The following is an 18090-nucleotide window of genomic DNA, read 5'->3' on the forward strand; positions in this document are numbered from 1 at the left end:
AAGGGAAACGGTTTCAATCCCCTACCGCCTCTGCTTTTTCATGAAGGTCACCATCGCGAAGGGTGCGAGCGAGGAGGAGGCCGCCGCCATTGCGGAGGCACTCGCCCAGAACTTCCGAAACGAAGTCGAGGTGTACGTTCGCGGGGCAGAGGAACCCGCCGCCACGGCAGACGGCAGCGACCTGCCCAAACCGGAGTCGGAACCCGAAGCAGACGACTTCGGCCCGACCGAGCGCGAGGGGGAACTGTGGGCGGAAATCGAGGAAATCGAACTCGGCGGCCCAGAGAAGTACAAACAACGCCTGCCAGACCAGGGGAAACTGTTCGTCCGCGACCGGATGGACCTCTGGTTCGACGACGGCTTGCTGTTCGAAGATGGCAAGTTCGCCCAGTTCGACGCGGACGACCAGTTGCCAGCAGACGGCCTCATCACCGGCGCGGCGGAGTTCGAAGGACGGGAAGTCCACTTCATGGCCAACGACTTCACGGTGAAAGCCGGGTCGATGGCCCGCCACGGCGTCGAGAAGTTCCTGCGGATGCAACAGCGTGCGCTCAAAAGTGGCAAGCCAGTCCTCTACCTGATGGACTCCTCGGGCGGGCGCATCGACCAGCAGACCGGCTTCTTCGCCAACCGCGAGGGTATCGGCAAATACTACTACAACCACTCGATGCTCTCGGGTCGCGTCCCGCAGATTTGCGTGCTCTACGGCCCGTGCATCGCTGGGGCGGCGTACACGCCAGTGTTCGCCGACTTCACCATCATGGTCGAGAAAATGAGCGCGATGGCCATCGCCTCCCCACGGATGGTCCAGATGGTCACCGGCGAGGACATCTCGATGCAGGACCTCGGCGGCCCAGAGGTTCACGCAAAGGACACGGGGAGCGCAGACCTCGTCGCCCGCGACGAGGAACACGCCCGCGAACTCGGCGCGAAACTCATCTCCTACCTGCCCGACAACGCAGACGAGAAACCGCCGCGCGCTGAGCCAAAGCCGCCGGCGAAGTCGCCAGAGGGCATCGACGGCATGATTCCACGAGAGCCAAATCGCGGCTACGACATGGTCGAACTTATCGAGCGCCTCGTGGACGCCGATTCCTTCTTCGAGTTGCAAGCCGAGTACGGCAAAGAAATCGTCACTGGCTTCGCCCGACTCGACGGTCGGCCAGTCGGCATCATCGCGAACCAGCCAGCCCACCGCGCGGGAGCCATCTTCCCGAAGGCCGCAGAGAAGGCCGCAGAATTCGTCTGGAAGTGTGACGCCTTCGACGTGCCGCTGCTCTACCTCTGTGACACGCCGGGATTCATGGCCGGGTCGCAGGTCGAAAAGGAGGGCATCTTAGAACAGGGGAAGAAGATGATTTACGCGACGTCTTCTGCGACGGTGCCAAAGCAATCGGTCGTCATCCGGAAGGCGTACGGGGCGGGCATTTACGCCATGTCAGGACCGGCTTACGACCCCGAAAGCGTCATCGGTCTGCCGACGGGTGAAATCGGCATCATGGGGCCGGAGGCTGCCATTAATGCCGTCTATCGCAACCACTTAGACGCCATCGACGACCCAGAGGAACGGGCAAAGCGCACCGAGGAACTCCGCGAGGAGTACCGCCACGACATCGACATCCACCGCATGGCGAGCGAAGTCGTCGTAGACGAAATCGTCCCCCCGAGTACGCTTCGCCAGGAACTCATCAACCGGTTCAACTTCTACGAAAACGTCGAAAAGGACCTGCCGAGCAAGAAGCACGGCACCATCCTCTAAACTGCAAACTGACTGTATAGTTTTCAGAACCCTCTGCCCTTCCTGAGCGTTATGTCGCTGCTACAGCGAATCGTCGCGTGTAAGCGACACGTAACTATGTGAGCGGTTTGCTTACTTGTTGCTGCCGTTGCGGTGCTGCGGAACGCTCCATACGGCCGGTGTGTGAGAACGCACCGGCCGCTCCCGCGGAGCAACGAGTAATCCCTATGTCCCACGCTGATGAGCCACGTCGACTCCCGCCGACGCCAGTCATAGAATCGCCCCACGCGTCTGTCCAATCGGATGGATGGATTAGCCGCGTGCTTGGTCCCGTCCAGTACAAGATGTGGTTCGTCGTGCTCAGTGCGATGATCGCGGACGTACTCTTGACGATGTACGGCCTTCAGCTCGGCCTGACAGAAGTGAACCCCGTGGCGGTGCGCGCTATGGAGCTGTTTGGATACGCAGGACTTGGGTTACTCAAGACGGTGGCAATCGGAATTGGACTGCTGTGCTGGTTCCTCACGCCGCCGCAATACGCGCCTGTGGTCCCGGTTGGACTCGCAGCACCGTCCATCGTGGCGGTGTGCATCAATACGGCACTCGTTTTATACGTGATGTGAGTCGCTATTCGGATGGTTTCTTGAGCGACAGCGCGGTCCGGTCGAACTCACAGACCAGTTCGTCGTCCTGATTCAACACTTCGACGTGCATCGTCACGACGCCGCGTTCACCGTCCGAGGTCTCGCGTTTGTCCGTGACCGTGGTCTGCGCCCGAAGCGTGTCGCCGTGGAACACTGGTTTCGGGTGGCTGACGTTATCGTAGGAGAGGTTCGCCACGATGGTCCCGTCGGTGGTGTCGGGGATGGTGAGGCCGACGGCGAGGCTCATCGTGTAGAGCCCATTTACGAGGCGACGGCCGAACTGCGTCTCTTTGGCGAACTCCTTATCCAGGTGGAGCGGTTGCTGGTTCATCGTCATGTCGCAGAACGTCTGGTTGTCGCTCTCTGAGACGGTGCGATGTTTCTCGTGTTCGATTGTTTCCCCGACCTCGAACTCCTCGTAATATCTGCCAGTCATAGTCCCAGTTGCGTGCAGTGAGGTGAAAAATCCCGTCGATTTTCCAGAAGACTTTACCGATGGTAGATATATGTTGGCACGTCACATGACGGGGCCGTCGTGCGGTGGAGCGGCGCGGCGGTTCCGAACTTGACAGAACAGTTTGAATTCGAACCGTGTACGCACGATTCTCATTGCAGCGCTCGCCATGACGGCCACCTTCGCCGGGGTCGTCACCGCAGAACCATCGGCCGTCGTCGAGGCCGACCCCACCGCGTCGGGCGCGGACGCGAACCACAAGGTGTTCGTCGTCGTCGACGAGCAGACCCAGGGACGCTTTACGAATCTCACCGTCGATTACGGCGACAGCGGCGTCGACGTGAGCAGTATCGAGAAGACAGACATCACGCGGATGAGCATCGACCGGAGGAGTTCGATAGACGGGATTCGGACGAGCGAGCAACTTACCTACAGCGTCGAGGGCGTCTCACCAAGCGCCGAGGGCACGGCGGTTACCATCCAGATGACCGGGCAAAACCAGTTGAGCGCGGGCGACGAGGTAGTGCTCGTCCTCGGCGGCGTGACCAACCCCGAGAAGGGTTGCGCAACTGCTACAAAATTCGGTAGCATTAAGTATCGAACAGTATAATATGGGCGTGTATGCCTCGGTCGTACTCCGTTGGAGAGTTTGCAGACGAGTTAGGAGTACACCGTCAAACCGTCAAGAGCTGGTGTCGTGACGAGAAAATCGACTTCACACGCACACCCGGCGGTCACCGAAGAATCCCTCACCGAGAACTCCTGAGACTCTCAGGAGACACACAACCAACCGATAAAGTCGCCATCTACGGACGTGTTTCAGGCCACGCTCAGACCAAAGACGGCGACCTCGACCGCCAACTCGAATCCCTCACCGAATACGCACACGACCACGGATGGAGCATCGAAAACAAATACTCCGACGTAGGAAGCGGCCTCAACGAGAACCGTCGTGGACTGAACAAACTCTTGGACGACGCTGAAAACGCCGACTACGGGCGCGTTCTCGTGACCTATCAAGACAGGCTCACCCGGTTCGGATTCTCCTACCTCGAACGCCTCCTCGACCAGTACGGTGTCGAAATCACCGTCATCAACGAAGAGACGGACAAGTCTGCACATGAAGAACTCGTTGACGACCTGCTCCAACTCGTCGCCAGTTTCGCAGGAAAACTCTACGGAATGCGTTCCTCGAAATGCAAACGAATCGTTGAAACCGTAGAATCTGAGGTGGCAACCGATGAGTAGCCACCTCTCACTCCCGATTCGACTCTCCTTCGAGGAGCGAGAGCGACATGCTCGGTTAGACACGCTCACGAATAGCGTTGCAAATGCGCTCATCGAGCGATACTGGACGCCTGAACACCTCACCGGGATTGACGACTACTCGTATCAAGCATGGAAATACTTCGATGAGGCCGAAGTGTTCGCAGACGTTGACCTGTATCTCCCGAGCCGGTACAAGCGATGTGTGATGCAGAAAGTCGGAGAAACACTCCGAAGTCACGCAGACAAACGCAAAGCGTTCCAATCCATCCACGCGGTTCTCCCCGACCACAAGATTCGACGCATCCACACCCGCCGAATCAAAGAACGACTCTGGAACTCAGAGAAATACATCAAATCTGGATACGTTGATTTGCTCATCGGCCAACTTAACTCGTATTACGACCGCCACGGGCGGTTTCCAGAGTCGTATTTTGAGATGCAAGAGTGTCCCTCGTACTCGAAAGGTGTGCTTCCGTACTCCGCTGACGATGGGCCGACATCAGGGCAGGCTGTCAAATACGCATACGACGAAGATACACAAATACTCACAGTCAATCTCAAAACTCCTGATACAGTCGAACCTGAGACTCGTGGCGATTGGACGTGGACGGAACACGAACTTGGGGGATACGAAGCGTTCCACGAACTGCTCGAACACGGTAGCCTCTCCGCACCTTCGTTCCACCCCACCCAAACGAAAACCGGGGACGAATACTACGAATTAGTGTTCCCAATCGAGGTCGAACACCAATCGAAACCAGAGGACGTGGAAACCGTCTTGGCAATTGACGGAGGCCTCAGAAAAGACGCTACTGCCGTTGTCGTGAACACAGACGAAGAGCAAATATCCACTCCGTATTTCATACAGAACACGGAGCGCGAACGGATGCGAAACCTCGCTCGTGAACGAAACCACCTCAACTCCAAGTTAGCATATTTGCGTCGAGAAGGACGCGACCACACGAACTCGTTCAAACACGTGCAGGCAGAGTACGAGCGAGTGAACAACAAAATTCGGCATAAGCGTGAGCAGTTAGTTCACGACGTGGCGAACCAAGTCCTCGCCATCGCGCTCGTGTACGACGTTGATGGGATTGTTCACGAAGACTTACGCAGCCTGTCACCGCCGCGTGGTGAGGGACAGTTGTCGTGGGAACTTAGTTCGTGGGCACGTCGTGAAATCATCTCGAAAATCGAGTACAGGGCGGACATCGCCGGATTGCACGTAGAGAAGGTGCGTCCGGGCAACACGAGCCGGTCGTGCCCCCGGTGCGGCTCCACGGGTCACACTACGAAGTCGCCTGACCACGCATTCGAGGTGTGGTGGGGCGGTCACTTCCGGTGTGACAACGCCCGGTGTGGCTTTCAGGCCGACCGGGACTACGGTGGCGCGGTCAACGTAGCTCGCGTGTTCTTCAGCGATTCAGCAACACTGGACCACGATTTCACGTCTTCCTATACGGGGGGTTCTGAAATCGTGCCAGTTAGCCGTTCTGCTGGTGAGCGAAGCTGCGCTTCGCGATCCTCGGCAGCGTTCGATGCTGCCGGTGGCCCGCGTCTCGCGTTCGGTACTGCTCCTGTAGCGTATATCGGACAGTCGAAAGTGGTGACTGCTGGTGGTGGGTCGTGCTTGATAGCGCCCGCTGTCACCCCGACAGAGACGAAAAACAATAGTAGCAAACCTTCCGCGTCAAGCCCAGCGATGCTTGGAACGACCCGTTTTGCACGAGTCACTACCAATTGCTGCCGAAAATAGGCACGGTACGTTCAACATCCCCGCGCCCGACGAACCCGTATGGCACGCAGAAGCGTTCTGTTCTCCCCGGGCGACCGCCCGGAAATGATGCGGAAAGCACCCGGTATCGGCGCTGACGTGGTCATCTTCGACTTGGAAGACGCGGTAGCACCGGAGCGCAAAGCCGAGGCACGCGACGCCGTCTCCGCCGTCCTTACCGACGACGAGTTCGACCCCGATTGCGAAGTCTGTGTTCGCGTGAACCCCATCGGCACCGTCACCGAGGACGACCTCGACGGGATTCTGCAGGGGGACTCACGACTCGACGCTATCATGCTGCCGAAGGCGACGGGAGCTGGCGACGTGGACACGCTCGATGAGCTGCTACAGGACCGTGGGTACGACCTCCCGGTGTTTTCGCTGGTCGAATCGGCCGCAGGCGTCCTGAACGCAGCCGACATCGCCGCCGCGAGCGCGACTTCGGCGCTCGTCTTCGGCGCAGAAGACCTGGCCGCAGACCTCGGCGCGACCCGGACCGAGGAGGGGACCGAAGTGCTCTACGCCCGTGAACACGCCGTCCTCGCGGCGAGCGCCGCGGGTGTCGATGCCATCGACACGGTCCACACGGCGATTCGCGACACGGAAGGACTCAGAGCGGAGACGGAGTTCGCCATCCAGCTCGGCTACGACGGGAAGATGGCCATCCATCCCTCGCAGGTGACGGTCATCAACGAAGCGTTCACGCCCGAACCCGAGCGCGTCGAGTGGGCAAAAACCGTACTCACTGCGCGCGACGAGGCCGCCGTGGAGGGCCGAGGGGTGTTCCGTGTCAACGACGAGATGATAGACGCGCCACTCATCGCGCAGGCAGAGCGGATTGTCGAGCGAGCGCGGGCCGCAAATCTGCTCTAGGGGAGGCTACTGTCGGCAGATTTGCCGGTACGCTTAACCGTCGCGTGTTCCATTCTAACAGGTATGACAGAAGAGGCGAACCCATTCGAAAGTCTTCAGCGGCAAATCGACAACGCGTCTCAGTTTCTCGACGTTCGCAAAGACGTTCTCGAACGACTCAAACACCCCGAACGAGTTCTCGAAACGAACTTGAGTGTGAAGATGGACGACGGGAGCATCGGCGTTTTCAAAGCGTTCCGGTCGCAGTTCAACGGCGACCGTGGCCCCTACAAGGGTGGCATTCGGTACCACCCGGGCGTCACCCGCGACGAAGTAAAGGCCCTCTCCGGGTGGATGGTGTACAAGTGTGCGGTCGTGGACATCCCCTACGGCGGCGGCAAGGGCGGCATCGTCATCGACCCGAAAGCATACTCAGAAGGTGAACTAGAACGCATCACGCGGTCGTTCGCGAAGGAACTGCGCCCGCTCATCGGAGAGGACCGCGACATCCCCGCACCGGACGTGAACACGGGCCAGCGGGAGATGAACTGGATTAAGGACACCTACGAGACCTTAGAGAACACGACCGCGCCGGGCGTCGTGACGGGGAAAGCCCTCGAAAGCGGCGGCAGCGAGGGGCGCGTCGAGGCGACCGGCCGCTCGACCATGCTCACCGCCCGCGAGGCGTTCGACTACCTCGACATGGACATGAAAGGCGCGACGGTTGCGGTCCAGGGCTACGGGAACGCCGGGTCCATCGCCGCCTACCTCATCGAGGACCTCGGCGCAAACATCGTCGCCGTGAGCGACTCCTCGGGTGCGGTGTACAACCCCGACGGCCTAGACGCCCGCGCCGTCAAGGACTTCAAGAACGACACGGGGTCGGTCACCGGGTACGACGAAGCCACCGAGGAGCTGTCGAACGAGGACCTCCTCACGCTCGACGTGGACCTGCTCGTCCCCGCGGCGCTCGAAAACGCCATCGACGGCGACCTCGCGAAAGACGTGAAGGCGGACGTCATCGTCGAGGCCGCGAACGGGCCGCTCACGCCGGAGGCAGACGACATTCTCACTGAAGCCGACGTCCACGTCTTCCCCGACATCCTCGCGAACGCGGGCGGCGTCACCGTCTCCTACTTCGAGTGGGTCCAGAACCGCCAGCGGTTCTACTGGGCAGAAGAGCGCGTGAACGACGAACTGGAAACGGTCATCGTGAAGGCGTTCGACGACCTCGTGTCCGCCTACGAGAAACACGACCTGCCAAACTTCCGGACGGCGGCGTACGTCGTCGCCATCCGCCGGGTCGTGAAGGCGTTCGAAGAAGGCGGCACCTTCCCATAACCGCGCGGCATCCACGTTCTTGTCACCGCTAAGTCTATTATTCTAGACACTGAAACTGTTCGAACGTGCCGAGACAGAGGAGTCCCTTCAGGTTCATTTATCCCGAGCGAGGATTCGTCGTCGTCGCACTCCTGCTCTTGCTCGGATACGTCCTCGTTAATCACACGACGGGGCCGCTCTCTCGCACTCTGCACCCCACCTATCCATCGCTGTTTCCTGAACCGGTCCACACGCTCGCGCTGTTCGTGTTGGCGTTCACGTCGATAATGGCGCTCGTCGGTGAGGGATACCGCCAGTACAAGGCGAATCCACGCATCTTCATGAGCCGAGAGGAGGTCCGGGCGTTTCACTCCCACGAACGATTCGACGAGCAACAGTACCGCAATACCCTCGCCATGCTCGTCGTCGTCGCGCTCGTCGTGGTACTCGGCTGGAGCAAGTTCATCGTCTCGTACGCGGGGACGGTGCGCGTCGTCGCTCAGTTCCATGTCACGGGGACGATTGGAGCGATAAATCCGCTGAACGTCGGCTGGGGCATCGTGTTTCTCGCGGGATTTTTCACCTTCGCAATCGGCCTCGACTGGCTGGTCGTCGCGCTGTGGCGAGACCTTCGGTTCAAACTGTTCAAGGATCGCGTTGAGGCCTGATAAGAAACAGAAAACTGGGGCATAAATGTTTTATCAGGAACAGGTTAGATACAGCTATTATCCTTCAGGCTGTAAGAATTTCATCGTGAAGCGGGGGAAGGGGACGTTCAGATTCGTGTATCCTAAACGCGGGACAGTCGCGCTGTTGCTCGCAATCGGGCTTGGCTACTTTCTCGTCGAGCACGCAGCGACGTCTCTCGCGGAGACGATGGGACCCGCACATCCCGGACTCTTCCTCGAGCCGATGCGCACGCTCGCGCTTGGCTTCCTCGCGTGGATTGGAATTACTGCGATTTTCGTCGAACTGTATCGGCAGTACGAAGCGAATCCACGGACGTTCAAGAGCGTCCACGAGATTCGAAATTTCCACGTCGCAAAGCGGTTCGACAGCGAACAGTACATGACGAACAGTTCCATCGCGATTCTCGGGGCCGTGATGGTTCTCTACGGGTGGCCCGAGTTCATCAGCATCTTCGAAGAGACGGTCCATCAGTTCATCCTCATGTACGTCGTGGGTGGGCGCGGCGAGATTCCGCCGCTGCACTTCTTCTGGCAGGTCATCTACCTCGGTGGGTTCGCCGCGTTCGCGCTCAGCCTGGACCGCGTCATCGTCGCCTTCCTGCGCGACCTACGAATCAAACTGCTCCAGCGACAGTTGATTCGCAAGTTGCGGGCTCAGTAGCTGTGCTGTTCTGCGAGACTGCCGGCGTCGTCGTAGACGAACACCGTATCACCTGAGTTGTTCCAGACGGCCTGCGTTTTGCCCCAGTAGAGGTCAGACGAGGTGTCCGTCCCGCTGCCGGTGTGGAGCGTGACGGTTGCGCCCGCGGCGAGCGAGAAGCCACTCGGGAAGGCGTAGGTCTTGCCCACCTCGTCTTCGACGGTCCAGCCGGTCAGGTCGAGCGACCCTGAGCCGACGTTCTCGAACACGACGTACTCGTCGTTCAGATTGTCGTTGTCGTTGCCTGCGGCATCTTCGTGCACCTGCGCGACGTCTATTTGCCCGCCACTCGACCCGCCGCTGCCGTAGGCGGCGAACAGCGGGAAGGACGTGTCGAAGTTCGTCGTCTCGGGTACCTCGGCGTCGGAATCGACGTTGTTCGTGCCGTCGGTGACGAGGTCCTCGTTCAGGCGCAGGTCCGTGCCGAGGTCCCCGGCGAGTGCGTTGAGGTTCGCGCGTGCGTCGGCGGTCACTTTCCCGTCGCCCATCAGAATGACCGCGCCGCCGTCCGCAACGAAGGTGTCGAGTGCGCTGACTTCCGCGGACGTGAACGACCGTTCCGGCGTCGTGACGACGAGCGCACGCGCCTCGGAGAGGTTCGCGTCCGTGATATCGTTGACTCCGGCGAGTCCGATGTCCTGTCCTTCGAGGAAGCGCATGTAGTAGGCCGTGTCCTCGGCAGAGAGGCCGAAGGTCGTCCCGAACTGGCCGTGGCCGCCGTCTACGAGCACGTCACCGGAGTTCGTCCCGAGGTAATCGATGAGATTCGTGAGGAAGACGAAGTTCTCGTAGTTCGAGGTGTCCACCGCGTACCCCTCGTCGAGTTCGTACCCTTCGTCGACGAACGGGCCGCCGACCACGGCCACGCTGTTCGTCTCGTCTACGGCGACGAGCGGGATGTCGCCTGAGTAGTCGTGACCGCCATCGAGGTCTTGCGAAGCAGACGATTCTGCGAACACCGGGACGCGGGCCGGGTCCACTGCGCCCGAGGTGGTTCTGACGCTCGCCGTCGTCGGGAAGAAGAGGTCGTCTACGTCGCGGTTGCGAATCTCGGTGCTGTTGTTCGGGTCGCTCTGTCCCCAGACACCTGTCGCGCCGTCACGGGCGTTCGTTTCGGCGGTGATGAACGAGTCGTGGTTCGCGAATCCGGAGTCGTAGACACGGGCGTAGCCGTCTGCGACGGCCTGCTCGTTGTAGAGCGTGTCGCGCGTTCCGCTGCCGGCGTCGTAGGTGATGTAGCCGAGGACGCGCCCGAAGGCGTCGCGGACGGGTTCGTTTGCGTCGAAGTGCAGGTCCACCGTCTGGTTCGAGAGTTCGGCCGTCGCGTAGTCGGTGGCGTTCGCACCCCACGTTTCGAGGTACGAGGAGTCCTCGATTCCCTCCCACTCCTGGACGCGCTCGTACTGGCTGTTCGCGGACGTTTCGGGCGTGTCGATGCCGAGGATGCGGATGCTCTCGGTCGTGCCATCGTCGAACTGGACGTCCACGGTGTCACCGTCGGTGACCGCCGTCACGTCCACCGTGTACGTCGCCGTCGGGTCGAGGCCAAGTCCTGCACGGTCGTCGAAGTACGGGAAGGTGGCGTCGTTGAACTCGTCGGTGACGGGCTTGTAGTTCTCGCCCGCGTTCACGATGTCGTCCTGTAACTGGTCGTCGTTGAAGCGATAGGCGAGTTCGAGGTAGCCCGCGATGTCGTTCAGATTTTGGGTCTCGTCGAAGTTCGAGTAGTCGGATTCGTTGTGGAGGAACACCCAGCCACCGCCGGAGACGAAGGATCCGAGGTCCGAAAGTTCCTGCTGAGTGAACGCCGTGCCGGGTGCCGTGATGACGACGGCGTCCGCCGAGGCGAGGTCGGCAGAGAGGTTCTGCGTGGCCGTGACGGTGTACCCGTTGGACTCGGCGTAGTCCTCGAACTCGCTCGCGCTCGCGAGGTCGTAGTACTGGCCGTGTCCCTCGTCCCAGAGGACGGTCCCGCTGCCGCCGAGGGCGTCGTCCCAGACGTTCAGGACGAACTCCTCGTTGCCGTACTGCCAGTTGACGCTGTCGTTGACGAAGATGCCACCGAACCCGACGGTGTTCCAGTCGGTCGCGACGACGGGAATCTGGGAGTTCTCGCCGTAGGTGGTGGCGTCACCGTTTCCGTCTGCGTCCACGTTCTCGGTCGTGCCCTCCGCCCAGACGGAGACGACCGACCCGTCTGCGAGTTCGTTGTACTGGTAGTCGAGCAGACTACAACTGGAGTCGAGGACGAGGTCTTCGATGGTCCCGGAGACGGCCACCGCGTCCCGACTGAAGGAGGCGGTGCCCAGTGTGGTTGCCGCGGTTGCCGTTGCGAGTGTGCTTACGAATTGACGACGACGCATGTACTGGCCACTTTTTTCCACCCCTATAGTTTGTTATATTATCTTCGCGGTGGCGTACATTGACACGGGGAACTGCCAGCCGAAAGAAGGAGAGCCGCGTTACAGGCCGAGCTGGCGGCCGATGACGAGGTGCTGGATTTCGGAGGTTCCCTCGCCGATTTCCATGAGTTTCGCGTCGCGGTACATCCGCTGTGGGGCGAAGTCAGTGGTGTAGCCATAGCCGCCGAGCACCTGCACGGCGTCCTCGGAGACTTCGCGGGCAATCTCGCTCGCGTCGAGTTTGGCGAGCGCGGAGGACTTCGTGACGTCCATGCCCTGGTCGTACTGCCACGCCGACTTGTGGGTCAGTAGGCGAGCACGCTCGATTTTGCGGTCCATCGAAACGATTTTGTCGCGGATGGCGTCGAACTTCGAGATTGGCTGGCCGAACTGCTCGCGCTCTTTGGAGTACTGGTGGGCCGCCTCGTAGGCTCCCTGTGCGATACCCACGGAGAGGGCGGCGATGGAGATGCGCCCGCCGTTGAGCGTCTTCATCGTCTGCTTCCAGCCCTCGCCTTCCTCGCCGAGCAGGCGGTCTTCGGGGAGGCGCACGTCGTTGAACTGAATCTCGCAGGTCGGCGAGGCGTTTAGACCCATCTTGTCCCAGATGGTGGTAACCTCGAAGCCGTCGTCGTTGCGCGGGTCCACGATGAACGTCGAGATGCCGTCGTAGCCCTCGCCGGGGTCGGTGACCGCCTTTACGAGGACGGACCCGGCTTCGCTCGCGTTCGTGATGAACTGCTTCGTGCCGTTCAGGACCCACTCGTCACCATCTTTGACGGCCGTGGTGTCCATGTTCGAGGCGTCACTGCCGCTGCCCGGTTCGGTGAGCGCCCACGACCCGATGTACTCACCGGTCGCGAGCGGGCGCAGCCAGCGTTCTTTCTGTGCTTCGGTGCCGAACATCTCGATGGGTTTCGAGGCGAGTGAGATGTGGGCGGCGTAGGAGAGACCGACGGAGCCGGAGGCGCGGCCGATTTCCTCGGTCGTGAGGGCGTACATGAGCTGGTCGCCTCCGAGGCCGCCGTACTCCTCTGCGATGGGGACGCCCATCATGTCGAGGTCGGCGAGGGCGTCAAAGATTTCCGCAGGATACCGGTGTTCGTCCTCGATCTCCTGGGCGATAGGGACGATTTCCTCGTCGCAGAAGTCTCGAACGGTGTCGCGAATCATCCGGTGTTCGCTCGGTAGACTGAAATCCATACCCAAAGATTCGGTCAACGGAAGATAAAAACACCGACAATCATTACAGATTGTGCGACAGCGCCACGTAGGACAGTCCGTGTCACCGCGAACGATTCGGATAAGCGTTCTGGCGAAGACCTATGCCGACGGAACCCCCGTATCTGGGCAATGGCATTCAGGCGGTTCCTCCGCGGGCGCGTCGAATGGGACCGACTCGAGTCGGTCGCGAGAGCCATCGCAGACCGGTACGGGGAAGACGACGTGCACGTCGAATTTCTCGAAGCCGACAACTGGCTCTCTACTCCCTGCGTCGTCAACGAGCGGTGGTTCGTGAAGATAATCACCGAACAGAACTCGCTCGTCCACGCGCTGCTCACGACGGGCCGTAACATCGGTGCGTTCACGAGCGGGACGGAGGGCTTTTTCGACCACTACGGCACCGCCTACGACATGGCCGAACACGAGTTCGAAGCGACGAAGAAACTGCGGGAAATCGGCATCGACGCCCCCGAACCGATTGAGGCCTTCGAGTTCGAAGACCTCGGCATCCTCGTCCTCGAATATCTCCCCGAGTTCCGGACGCTGAACGAACTCGACCGCCGTGAAGCACTTTCCTACGCTCCCGACCTGTTCGAGGCGCTCGCGACGATGCACGACAACCGCCTCGCCCACGGCGACCTGCGGGGGGAAAACGTCCTCATCGCGAACAACACGCTCTACTTCATCGATGCGACGAACGTCAAAGAATCCGGCCTCGCGGACGCTCGGTCCTACGACCTCGCGTGCGGGCTCGCCGCGCTCGAACCCATCATCGGGGCCGGCCCCGCCGTCGATTCGGCCCTCGACAGCTACTCGATAGAAGAGGTGCTCGCCGCCCGTGAGTTCTTAGACTTTATCAACATGCGCCCGGACCACGATTTCGACGCCAGCGCGGTGAAAGGCGAAATCGAAAAACAGGCCAGCTAACCCCAGAGGTGAGTATTTCAGCCTGCCAGTGCTAGTTTTCCAGTGGTATGAGCCAGCAGGCAACAGAAACCTTCCGCCACTACATCGGCGGGAAGTGGACCGAGGGTGCAGGAGGGGAGACGTTCGAGAGTCTAAACCCAGCGACGGGCGAGGTGCTCGGTGAGTTCGCGAAGGGGACGCCGGCGGACGTTGACGCGGCCGTCGACGCCGCCACAGCCGCCTTCGAGGAGTGGCGCAATCTTTCGCACATCGACCGCGCGGAGTATCTCTGGGACATCTACCATGAGATGCGAGAACGCACCGACGAACTCGCAGAAATCGTCACCAAGGAGTGCGGCAAAGAAATCTCGGAAGGCCGGGCCGACGTGGTCGAAGCCTACCACATGGTGGAGTGGGCCGCAGGCGACGCCCGCCACCCGAAAGGGGACGTGATTCCCTCGGAGATTCCGAGCAAGGACGCCTACATGCGCCGTAAGCCGAGAGGTGTCGTTGGCTGTATCACACCGTGGAACTTCCCCGTGGCCATCCCGTTCTGGCACATGGCCGTCGCGCTCGTCGAAGGGAATACGGTGGTCTGGAAACCGGCTGAACAGACGCCGTGGTGTGGGCAAATCATCGCAGAGATGTTCGAGGACGCGGGCATCCCCGACGGTGTGTTCAACATGGTCCAGGGATTTGGCGACGCCGGGGCCGCCATCAGCGAACACGAGGACGTAAAGACGGTGTTGTTCACGGGATCCGCCGAAGTCGGCCAGAAGGTCGCCCAGATTGCGGCCGCCCAGCCCGGAAAGCTCGCGGCCTGTGAGATGGGCGGGAAAAACGGCATCGTCATCACCGCGAACGCAGACCTCGACATCGCCGTTCACTCGGCCATCATGTCGTCGTTCAAGACGACCGGTCAGCGATGTGTCTCGTCGGAACGCCTCATCGTCCACGAGGACATCTACGACGAGTTCAAAGAACGGTTCGTCGAACTCGCCGAGCAGATTTCGGTCGGTGACCCACTCGACGAGAACACCTTCATGGGGCCGGCCATCGAGCCAGACCACGTCGAAAAGATTCGCCAGTACCGCGACCTCGCGATAAAAGAGGGCGCAACCGTGCTCGTAGACCGCACGGACCTCGACGCAAGCGAGATTCCAGCGGGCCACGAGGACGGCTACTGGGTCGGCCCGCTGGTCTACGAAATCGAGTACGGCCCGGACGTGCGCGTCATCCGCGAAGAAGTGTTCGGCCCGCACGTTGCGCTGCTCACGTACGCAGGTGACATCGAGGAAGCGGTGGCGATGCACAACGACACCGAGTACGGACTGGCGGGAGCCATCATCTCCGAGGACTACCGCGAAATCAACTACTTCCGTGACCACGCGGAGGTGGGCCTGTCCTACGGGAACCTCCCGTGTATCGGCGCAGAGGTCCACCTCCCGTTCGGCGGCGTCAAGAAATCAGGGAATGGCTATCCTTCGGCCCGCGAAATCATCGAAGCCGTCACCGAACGGACAGCGTGGACGCTCAACAACTCGAAGGAGATTCGGATGGCTCAGGGCCTCTCTGCTGATATCAAGACGCAAGACTCGTAGGTGAAGTGTAAGAGCGGTTCGAGGCGAAGTGTGGGCCGTGTCGCGTGTGCGCCCCTGCACGCGACGCAGCCGGGTGACGCTGCGGCGAGCGTCGTGTGGACCGAGGCCATCGCAGTCCACGAGTGGCGGTGCGTTAGTTACCGGATTGACGAGAAAAGCGTCGTACCGGTACCTGTTGGAAGGCACTCACGACATTTAAATGCGGTGCATCGGGCAACCGGCGTCCGGTTACGCGGAGGTTTTCAGGTCTTCGAGCAGGGCGGCCTCTAAGTTCTTCAGCTCCTTCGAGAGATTGCGCTTGAAGAAGCGTTCGACGCCGGGGACCTTCCCCTCGACGACGAACCGGTTTTCCAATTTCGTCCCGTTTTCGGTCTCCGTGAGTTCGTGTTCGCCCACGACGTGCATCACCGACGACCGACCGACGAACTTGATGTACTCGGGTTCCTCGCGTTTTACGTCCTCAGTTCGGACTGGGACGGTCTTGTCGATGAACGGAATCGGGATGCTAATCTGCCACGTCGCTTTCGTCCCCTCGTCGTCGTCGATGGTGTACGAATCGACGACGCTGATGTACTCTGCGCGTTTGGCCGGGTCTGCGATGAACTCCCAGACGCGCGCGGGCGTGGCGGGCAACTCGAACGTTTCTGCAACCCGGACGGTCATACGACTGTTCCTACTTGCTCGCCGCTTAAAAAAGGCGCTGACTGGTTAGCCAAGCGTCACGCGCCACGTCGTAGACCGGGCACGCCCCCACTTTTCGATCTCGATGTCTTCTGACTTCTCAGAAAGGCGTGGGAGACGGACTCCGACCTGCTTTGCGGTGAGCCCAATCTGGTCTGCGATGTGCTTCGCGCGGAAGTAGCGTTCCCCCTTGGCAACGCTCTCGCGAAGGTGTGCGAGAATTCGCAGGTCCTCATCTGTGAAGTCTGTCATCACCGGGTCAATAGGACGTACAGAGGTTTAACGGTTACCGAGTCAGTTCCCGTAGAAGTGTAATAATCCAATCAGAATGCTCCCAAACACCATGGCGGCGGCGAAGCCGTAGGCGGCGTTCAGTGTCTCTGGGAAGACGTACATCGCGAGTGCTCCGAACAGTGCGAGCGCGCCAAAGAGCATGGCCATGCCGACGCCCTTGTCCGTGGCTGCGGCGGAATCTGCGGTCATGAGAGGAGGTAGCAGCAGGAGGGTCTTAGTTCATTCTTTTCCGGCGGCGGGAGACGACAGAAGAATTTTACGCGACTGCGCACTCACCTCTGGATAATGGCAGGGGCAAAGACACTCTTCTTTGGCAGCAAACTCAAGGTCGTCGTCGCCGTGGTCGGCCTGCTCAGCGCCAGCGTCGGCGGTGCGTGGGCGCTCGGTATCGTCGGCGTTCCGGGCGTCGTCGCCGTCGAAAACCGGTTTACCGGCGTGAGCGACACGGCGACACAGATTCAGACCGACCTCGTGGTGAACAATCCGAACCCGATAAGCCTCCAACTCGGCGGTACGTCGGTCGAGTACGACGTGGCGATGAACGACGTCTCCATCGCCAGTGGGCAAAAAGAGGGGCTAAACATCGACCGGGGCAACACCACCCTCCAGTTCGAAACGCAAATGGACAACGAGAAGATTCCCGCGTGGTGGGTCACGCACATCCAGAACAACGAGACGACGAACGTGAACATCGACGCGACGGTTCACTCCTCGCTGCTCGGCCGCTCGTTCAACGTCCCCCAATCCCAGCAGGTGAACACGAACCTCATCGGGCAGTTCAACTCGGACGAGACCCGACGTATCGACGCGAATCAGGCGCTCATCTCCGACCCAGTCCTCTACATCAACCAGACGAGCGCCGAGTGGGGCACGGTGACCCAACAGAAGACGCCAATCGACCTGCGATTCAAGATGTACAACCCCAAACTCACGCCCTACACCATCACCGAACTCGGCTACACGGTGACGATGAACGGCATCACGGTCGGTGAAGGGACGACGGACCGCTCCTACGTCATCCCCGGCGGGGCCACCGAGACGGTCCAGACGAAGGCGAACATCAACAACCAGCTCCTCGACGACTGGTGGGCCTCGCACCTGCGAAACGACCAGGTGTCGGAACTGCGCATCGACTTCTACGCGAAGGTGCAACTCGGGCAGAGCGGCCCAACCGTCCGCCTCCCACTCGACCAGTTGACCCACAGCCAGACCGTCGAGACGGACATCTTCGGGACCAAAGACCAGACGGACATCGAAACGAACGCGAGTAGCGACACCTCTGCTGGAGACGATGCCCAGTCTACCACGACCGACGGAACGACGACGAGCGAATCAGAAGCGACGACCGCCACCGAGGAGACGACCACCAGCCAACCGACGACCACCGAAGACGGTGGCATCCTCGACCTGCCCCTCGGAACGCGCGTGCTCTGGGCTGGCCCGGCGATAGCATTTTAATCCCCCACCGTCTACGTTGGAATACAATGACACGGAGTACCCAGGCTCCTGGTCGCGTTCTTCTCCCGTGAGCAACGCGTAACG

18 protein-coding genes are annotated in these 18090 nt (G+C 60.6%); 12 read left to right on the top strand and 6 right to left on the bottom strand.

Annotation, left to right across the window (positions count from 1 at the left end):
* Positions 1–40: 40 nt before the first annotated feature.
* Positions 41–1759 carry an acyl-CoA carboxylase subunit beta gene (locus tag P1M51_RS09540; RefSeq protein ID WP_276274426.1) on the top strand — a complete coding sequence of 573 codons (1719 nt, stop codon included), beginning with the start codon at positions 41–43 and terminating at the stop codon, positions 1757–1759.
* Between the two features lie 206 nt (positions 1760–1965).
* On the top strand, positions 1966–2361 hold the full coding sequence (locus tag P1M51_RS09545) for a DUF5658 family protein (protein ID WP_276247972.1): 396 nt from the start codon (positions 1966–1968) through the stop codon (positions 2359–2361).
* Positions 2362–2365: 4 nt separating this feature from the next.
* Here P1M51_RS09545 and P1M51_RS09550 read toward each other — a convergent pair whose 3' ends face one another.
* The gene (locus P1M51_RS09550) at positions 2366–2818 is read right to left on the bottom strand and encodes a MaoC family dehydratase (protein WP_276247973.1); all 453 of its coding nucleotides are present in this window, start codon (positions 2816–2818) and stop codon (positions 2366–2368) included.
* A gap of 187 nt (positions 2819–3005) precedes the next feature.
* On the opposite strand from P1M51_RS09550, the gene P1M51_RS09555 reads away from it, so the two are divergent.
* The 7 genes from P1M51_RS09555 to P1M51_RS09585 all read left to right on the top strand — a co-directional run bounded on the left by P1M51_RS09555 (position 3006) and on the right by P1M51_RS09585 (position 9401).
* The gene (locus tag P1M51_RS09555; RefSeq protein ID WP_276274427.1) at positions 3006–3446 is read left to right on the top strand and encodes a hypothetical protein; all 441 of its coding nucleotides are present in this window, start codon (positions 3006–3008) and stop codon (positions 3444–3446) included.
* 11 nt (positions 3447–3457) lie between these two features.
* Positions 3458–4084 carry an IS607 family transposase gene (locus P1M51_RS09560; protein WP_276247975.1) on the top strand — a complete coding sequence of 209 codons (627 nt, stop codon included), beginning with the start codon at positions 3458–3460 and terminating at the stop codon, positions 4082–4084.
* The gene (locus tag P1M51_RS09565; RefSeq protein ID WP_276247976.1) at positions 4077–5861 is read left to right on the top strand and encodes a transposase; all 1785 of its coding nucleotides are present in this window, start codon (positions 4077–4079) and stop codon (positions 5859–5861) included. Before P1M51_RS09560 ends, P1M51_RS09565 begins: the two co-directional genes overlap by 8 nt.
* Before the next feature lie 39 nt (positions 5862–5900).
* Positions 5901–6752 carry a CoA ester lyase gene (locus tag P1M51_RS09570; RefSeq protein WP_276247977.1) on the top strand — a complete coding sequence of 284 codons (852 nt, stop codon included), beginning with the start codon at positions 5901–5903 and terminating at the stop codon, positions 6750–6752.
* Between the two features lie 63 nt (positions 6753–6815).
* Positions 6816–8072: a Glu/Leu/Phe/Val dehydrogenase gene (locus tag P1M51_RS09575; protein ID WP_276247978.1), complete on the top strand. Its 1257-nt coding sequence runs from the start codon at positions 6816–6818 to the stop codon at positions 8070–8072.
* A 65-nt stretch (positions 8073–8137) separates the two neighbouring features.
* A complete protein-coding gene (locus P1M51_RS09580; RefSeq protein WP_276274428.1) occupies positions 8138–8719 on the top strand; it encodes a hypothetical protein in 582 nt (193 codons plus the stop codon).
* Between the two features lie 115 nt (positions 8720–8834).
* The gene (locus P1M51_RS09585; protein WP_276274429.1) at positions 8835–9401 is read left to right on the top strand and encodes a hypothetical protein; all 567 of its coding nucleotides are present in this window, start codon (positions 8835–8837) and stop codon (positions 9399–9401) included.
* Here P1M51_RS09585 and P1M51_RS09590 read toward each other — a convergent pair.
* The gene (locus P1M51_RS09590) at positions 9395–11803 is read right to left on the bottom strand and encodes a DUF4350 domain-containing protein (protein WP_276247981.1); all 2409 of its coding nucleotides are present in this window, start codon (positions 11801–11803) and stop codon (positions 9395–9397) included. The two genes, P1M51_RS09585 and P1M51_RS09590, sit on opposite strands and share 7 nt — an antisense overlap.
* A gap of 99 nt (positions 11804–11902) precedes the next feature.
* A complete protein-coding gene (locus tag P1M51_RS09595) occupies positions 11903–13045 on the bottom strand; it encodes an acyl-CoA dehydrogenase family protein (RefSeq protein WP_276274430.1) in 1143 nt (380 codons plus the stop codon).
* Between the two features lie 150 nt (positions 13046–13195).
* Between P1M51_RS09595 and P1M51_RS09600 the strand changes: the two genes are divergently transcribed.
* On the top strand, positions 13196–13993 hold the full coding sequence (locus tag P1M51_RS09600; protein WP_276247983.1) for an RIO1 family regulatory kinase/ATPase: 798 nt from the start codon (positions 13196–13198) through the stop codon (positions 13991–13993).
* A gap of 47 nt (positions 13994–14040) precedes the next feature.
* Positions 14041–15573, top strand: coding sequence for an aldehyde dehydrogenase family protein (locus P1M51_RS09605; RefSeq protein ID WP_276247984.1), 1533 nt, complete (start codon positions 14041–14043; stop codon positions 15571–15573).
* 228 nt (positions 15574–15801) lie between these two features.
* Here P1M51_RS09605 and P1M51_RS09610 read toward each other — a convergent pair whose 3' ends face one another.
* The 3 genes from P1M51_RS09610 to P1M51_RS09620 are packed head-to-tail and all read right to left on the bottom strand — an operon-like array spanning position 15802 to position 16737.
* The gene (locus tag P1M51_RS09610) at positions 15802–16236 is read right to left on the bottom strand and encodes an SRPBCC family protein (RefSeq protein ID WP_276247985.1); all 435 of its coding nucleotides are present in this window, start codon (positions 16234–16236) and stop codon (positions 15802–15804) included.
* Positions 16237–16281: 45 nt separating this feature from the next.
* The gene (locus tag P1M51_RS09615) at positions 16282–16506 is read right to left on the bottom strand and encodes a hypothetical protein (protein WP_276247986.1); all 225 of its coding nucleotides are present in this window, start codon (positions 16504–16506) and stop codon (positions 16282–16284) included.
* A gap of 42 nt (positions 16507–16548) precedes the next feature.
* Positions 16549–16737, bottom strand: coding sequence for a hypothetical protein (locus P1M51_RS09620; RefSeq protein ID WP_276247987.1), 189 nt, complete (start codon positions 16735–16737; stop codon positions 16549–16551).
* A gap of 96 nt (positions 16738–16833) precedes the next feature.
* Here P1M51_RS09620 and P1M51_RS09625 point away from each other — a divergent pair, with 96 nt between their 5' ends.
* Complete coding sequence (locus P1M51_RS09625; protein WP_276247988.1) at positions 16834–18006, top strand: LEA type 2 family protein; 1173 nt, start codon at positions 16834–16836, stop codon at positions 18004–18006.
* Positions 18007–18090 lie beyond the last annotated feature (84 nt).

It is taken from the genome of Haladaptatus sp. QDMS2 (genome assembly GCF_029338295.1).
GTDB lineage: Archaea > Halobacteriota > Halobacteria > Halobacteriales > Halococcaceae > QDMS2.

Bases quoted from the DNA above. Each gene is read 5' to 3' on its own strand.
- P1M51_RS09565 (WP_276247976.1), top strand. From the start codon at position 4,077: ATGAGTAGCCACCTCTCACTCCCGATTCGACTCTCCTTCGAGGAGCGA.
- P1M51_RS09610 (WP_276247985.1), bottom strand. From the start codon at position 16,236: ATGACCGTCCGGGTTGCAGAAACGTTCGAGTTGCCCGCCACGCCCGCG.
- P1M51_RS09625 (WP_276247988.1), top strand. From the start codon at position 16,834: ATGGCAGGGGCAAAGACACTCTTCTTTGGCAGCAAACTCAAGGTCGTC.
- P1M51_RS09590 (WP_276247981.1), bottom strand. From the start codon at position 11,803: ATGCGTCGTCGTCAATTCGTAAGCACACTCGCAACGGCAACCGCGGCA.
- P1M51_RS09600 (WP_276247983.1), top strand. From the start codon at position 13,196: ATGGCATTCAGGCGGTTCCTCCGCGGGCGCGTCGAATGGGACCGACTC.
- P1M51_RS09575 (WP_276247978.1), top strand. From the start codon at position 6,816: ATGACAGAAGAGGCGAACCCATTCGAAAGTCTTCAGCGGCAAATCGAC.
- P1M51_RS09605 (WP_276247984.1), top strand. From the start codon at position 14,041: ATGAGCCAGCAGGCAACAGAAACCTTCCGCCACTACATCGGCGGGAAG.
- P1M51_RS09555 (WP_276274427.1), top strand. From the start codon at position 3,006: ATGACGGCCACCTTCGCCGGGGTCGTCACCGCAGAACCATCGGCCGTC.
- P1M51_RS09550 (WP_276247973.1), bottom strand. From the start codon at position 2,818: ATGACTGGCAGATATTACGAGGAGTTCGAGGTCGGGGAAACAATCGAA.
- P1M51_RS09540 (WP_276274426.1), top strand. From the start codon at position 41: ATGAAGGTCACCATCGCGAAGGGTGCGAGCGAGGAGGAGGCCGCCGCC.
- P1M51_RS09560 (WP_276247975.1), top strand. From the start codon at position 3,458: ATGCCTCGGTCGTACTCCGTTGGAGAGTTTGCAGACGAGTTAGGAGTA.
- P1M51_RS09595 (WP_276274430.1), bottom strand. From the start codon at position 13,045: ATGGATTTCAGTCTACCGAGCGAACACCGGATGATTCGCGACACCGTT.
- P1M51_RS09620 (WP_276247987.1), bottom strand. From the start codon at position 16,737: ATGACCGCAGATTCCGCCGCAGCCACGGACAAGGGCGTCGGCATGGCC.
- P1M51_RS09615 (WP_276247986.1), bottom strand. From the start codon at position 16,506: ATGACAGACTTCACAGATGAGGACCTGCGAATTCTCGCACACCTTCGC.
- P1M51_RS09545 (WP_276247972.1), top strand. From the start codon at position 1,966: ATGTCCCACGCTGATGAGCCACGTCGACTCCCGCCGACGCCAGTCATA.
- P1M51_RS09570 (WP_276247977.1), top strand. From the start codon at position 5,901: ATGGCACGCAGAAGCGTTCTGTTCTCCCCGGGCGACCGCCCGGAAATG.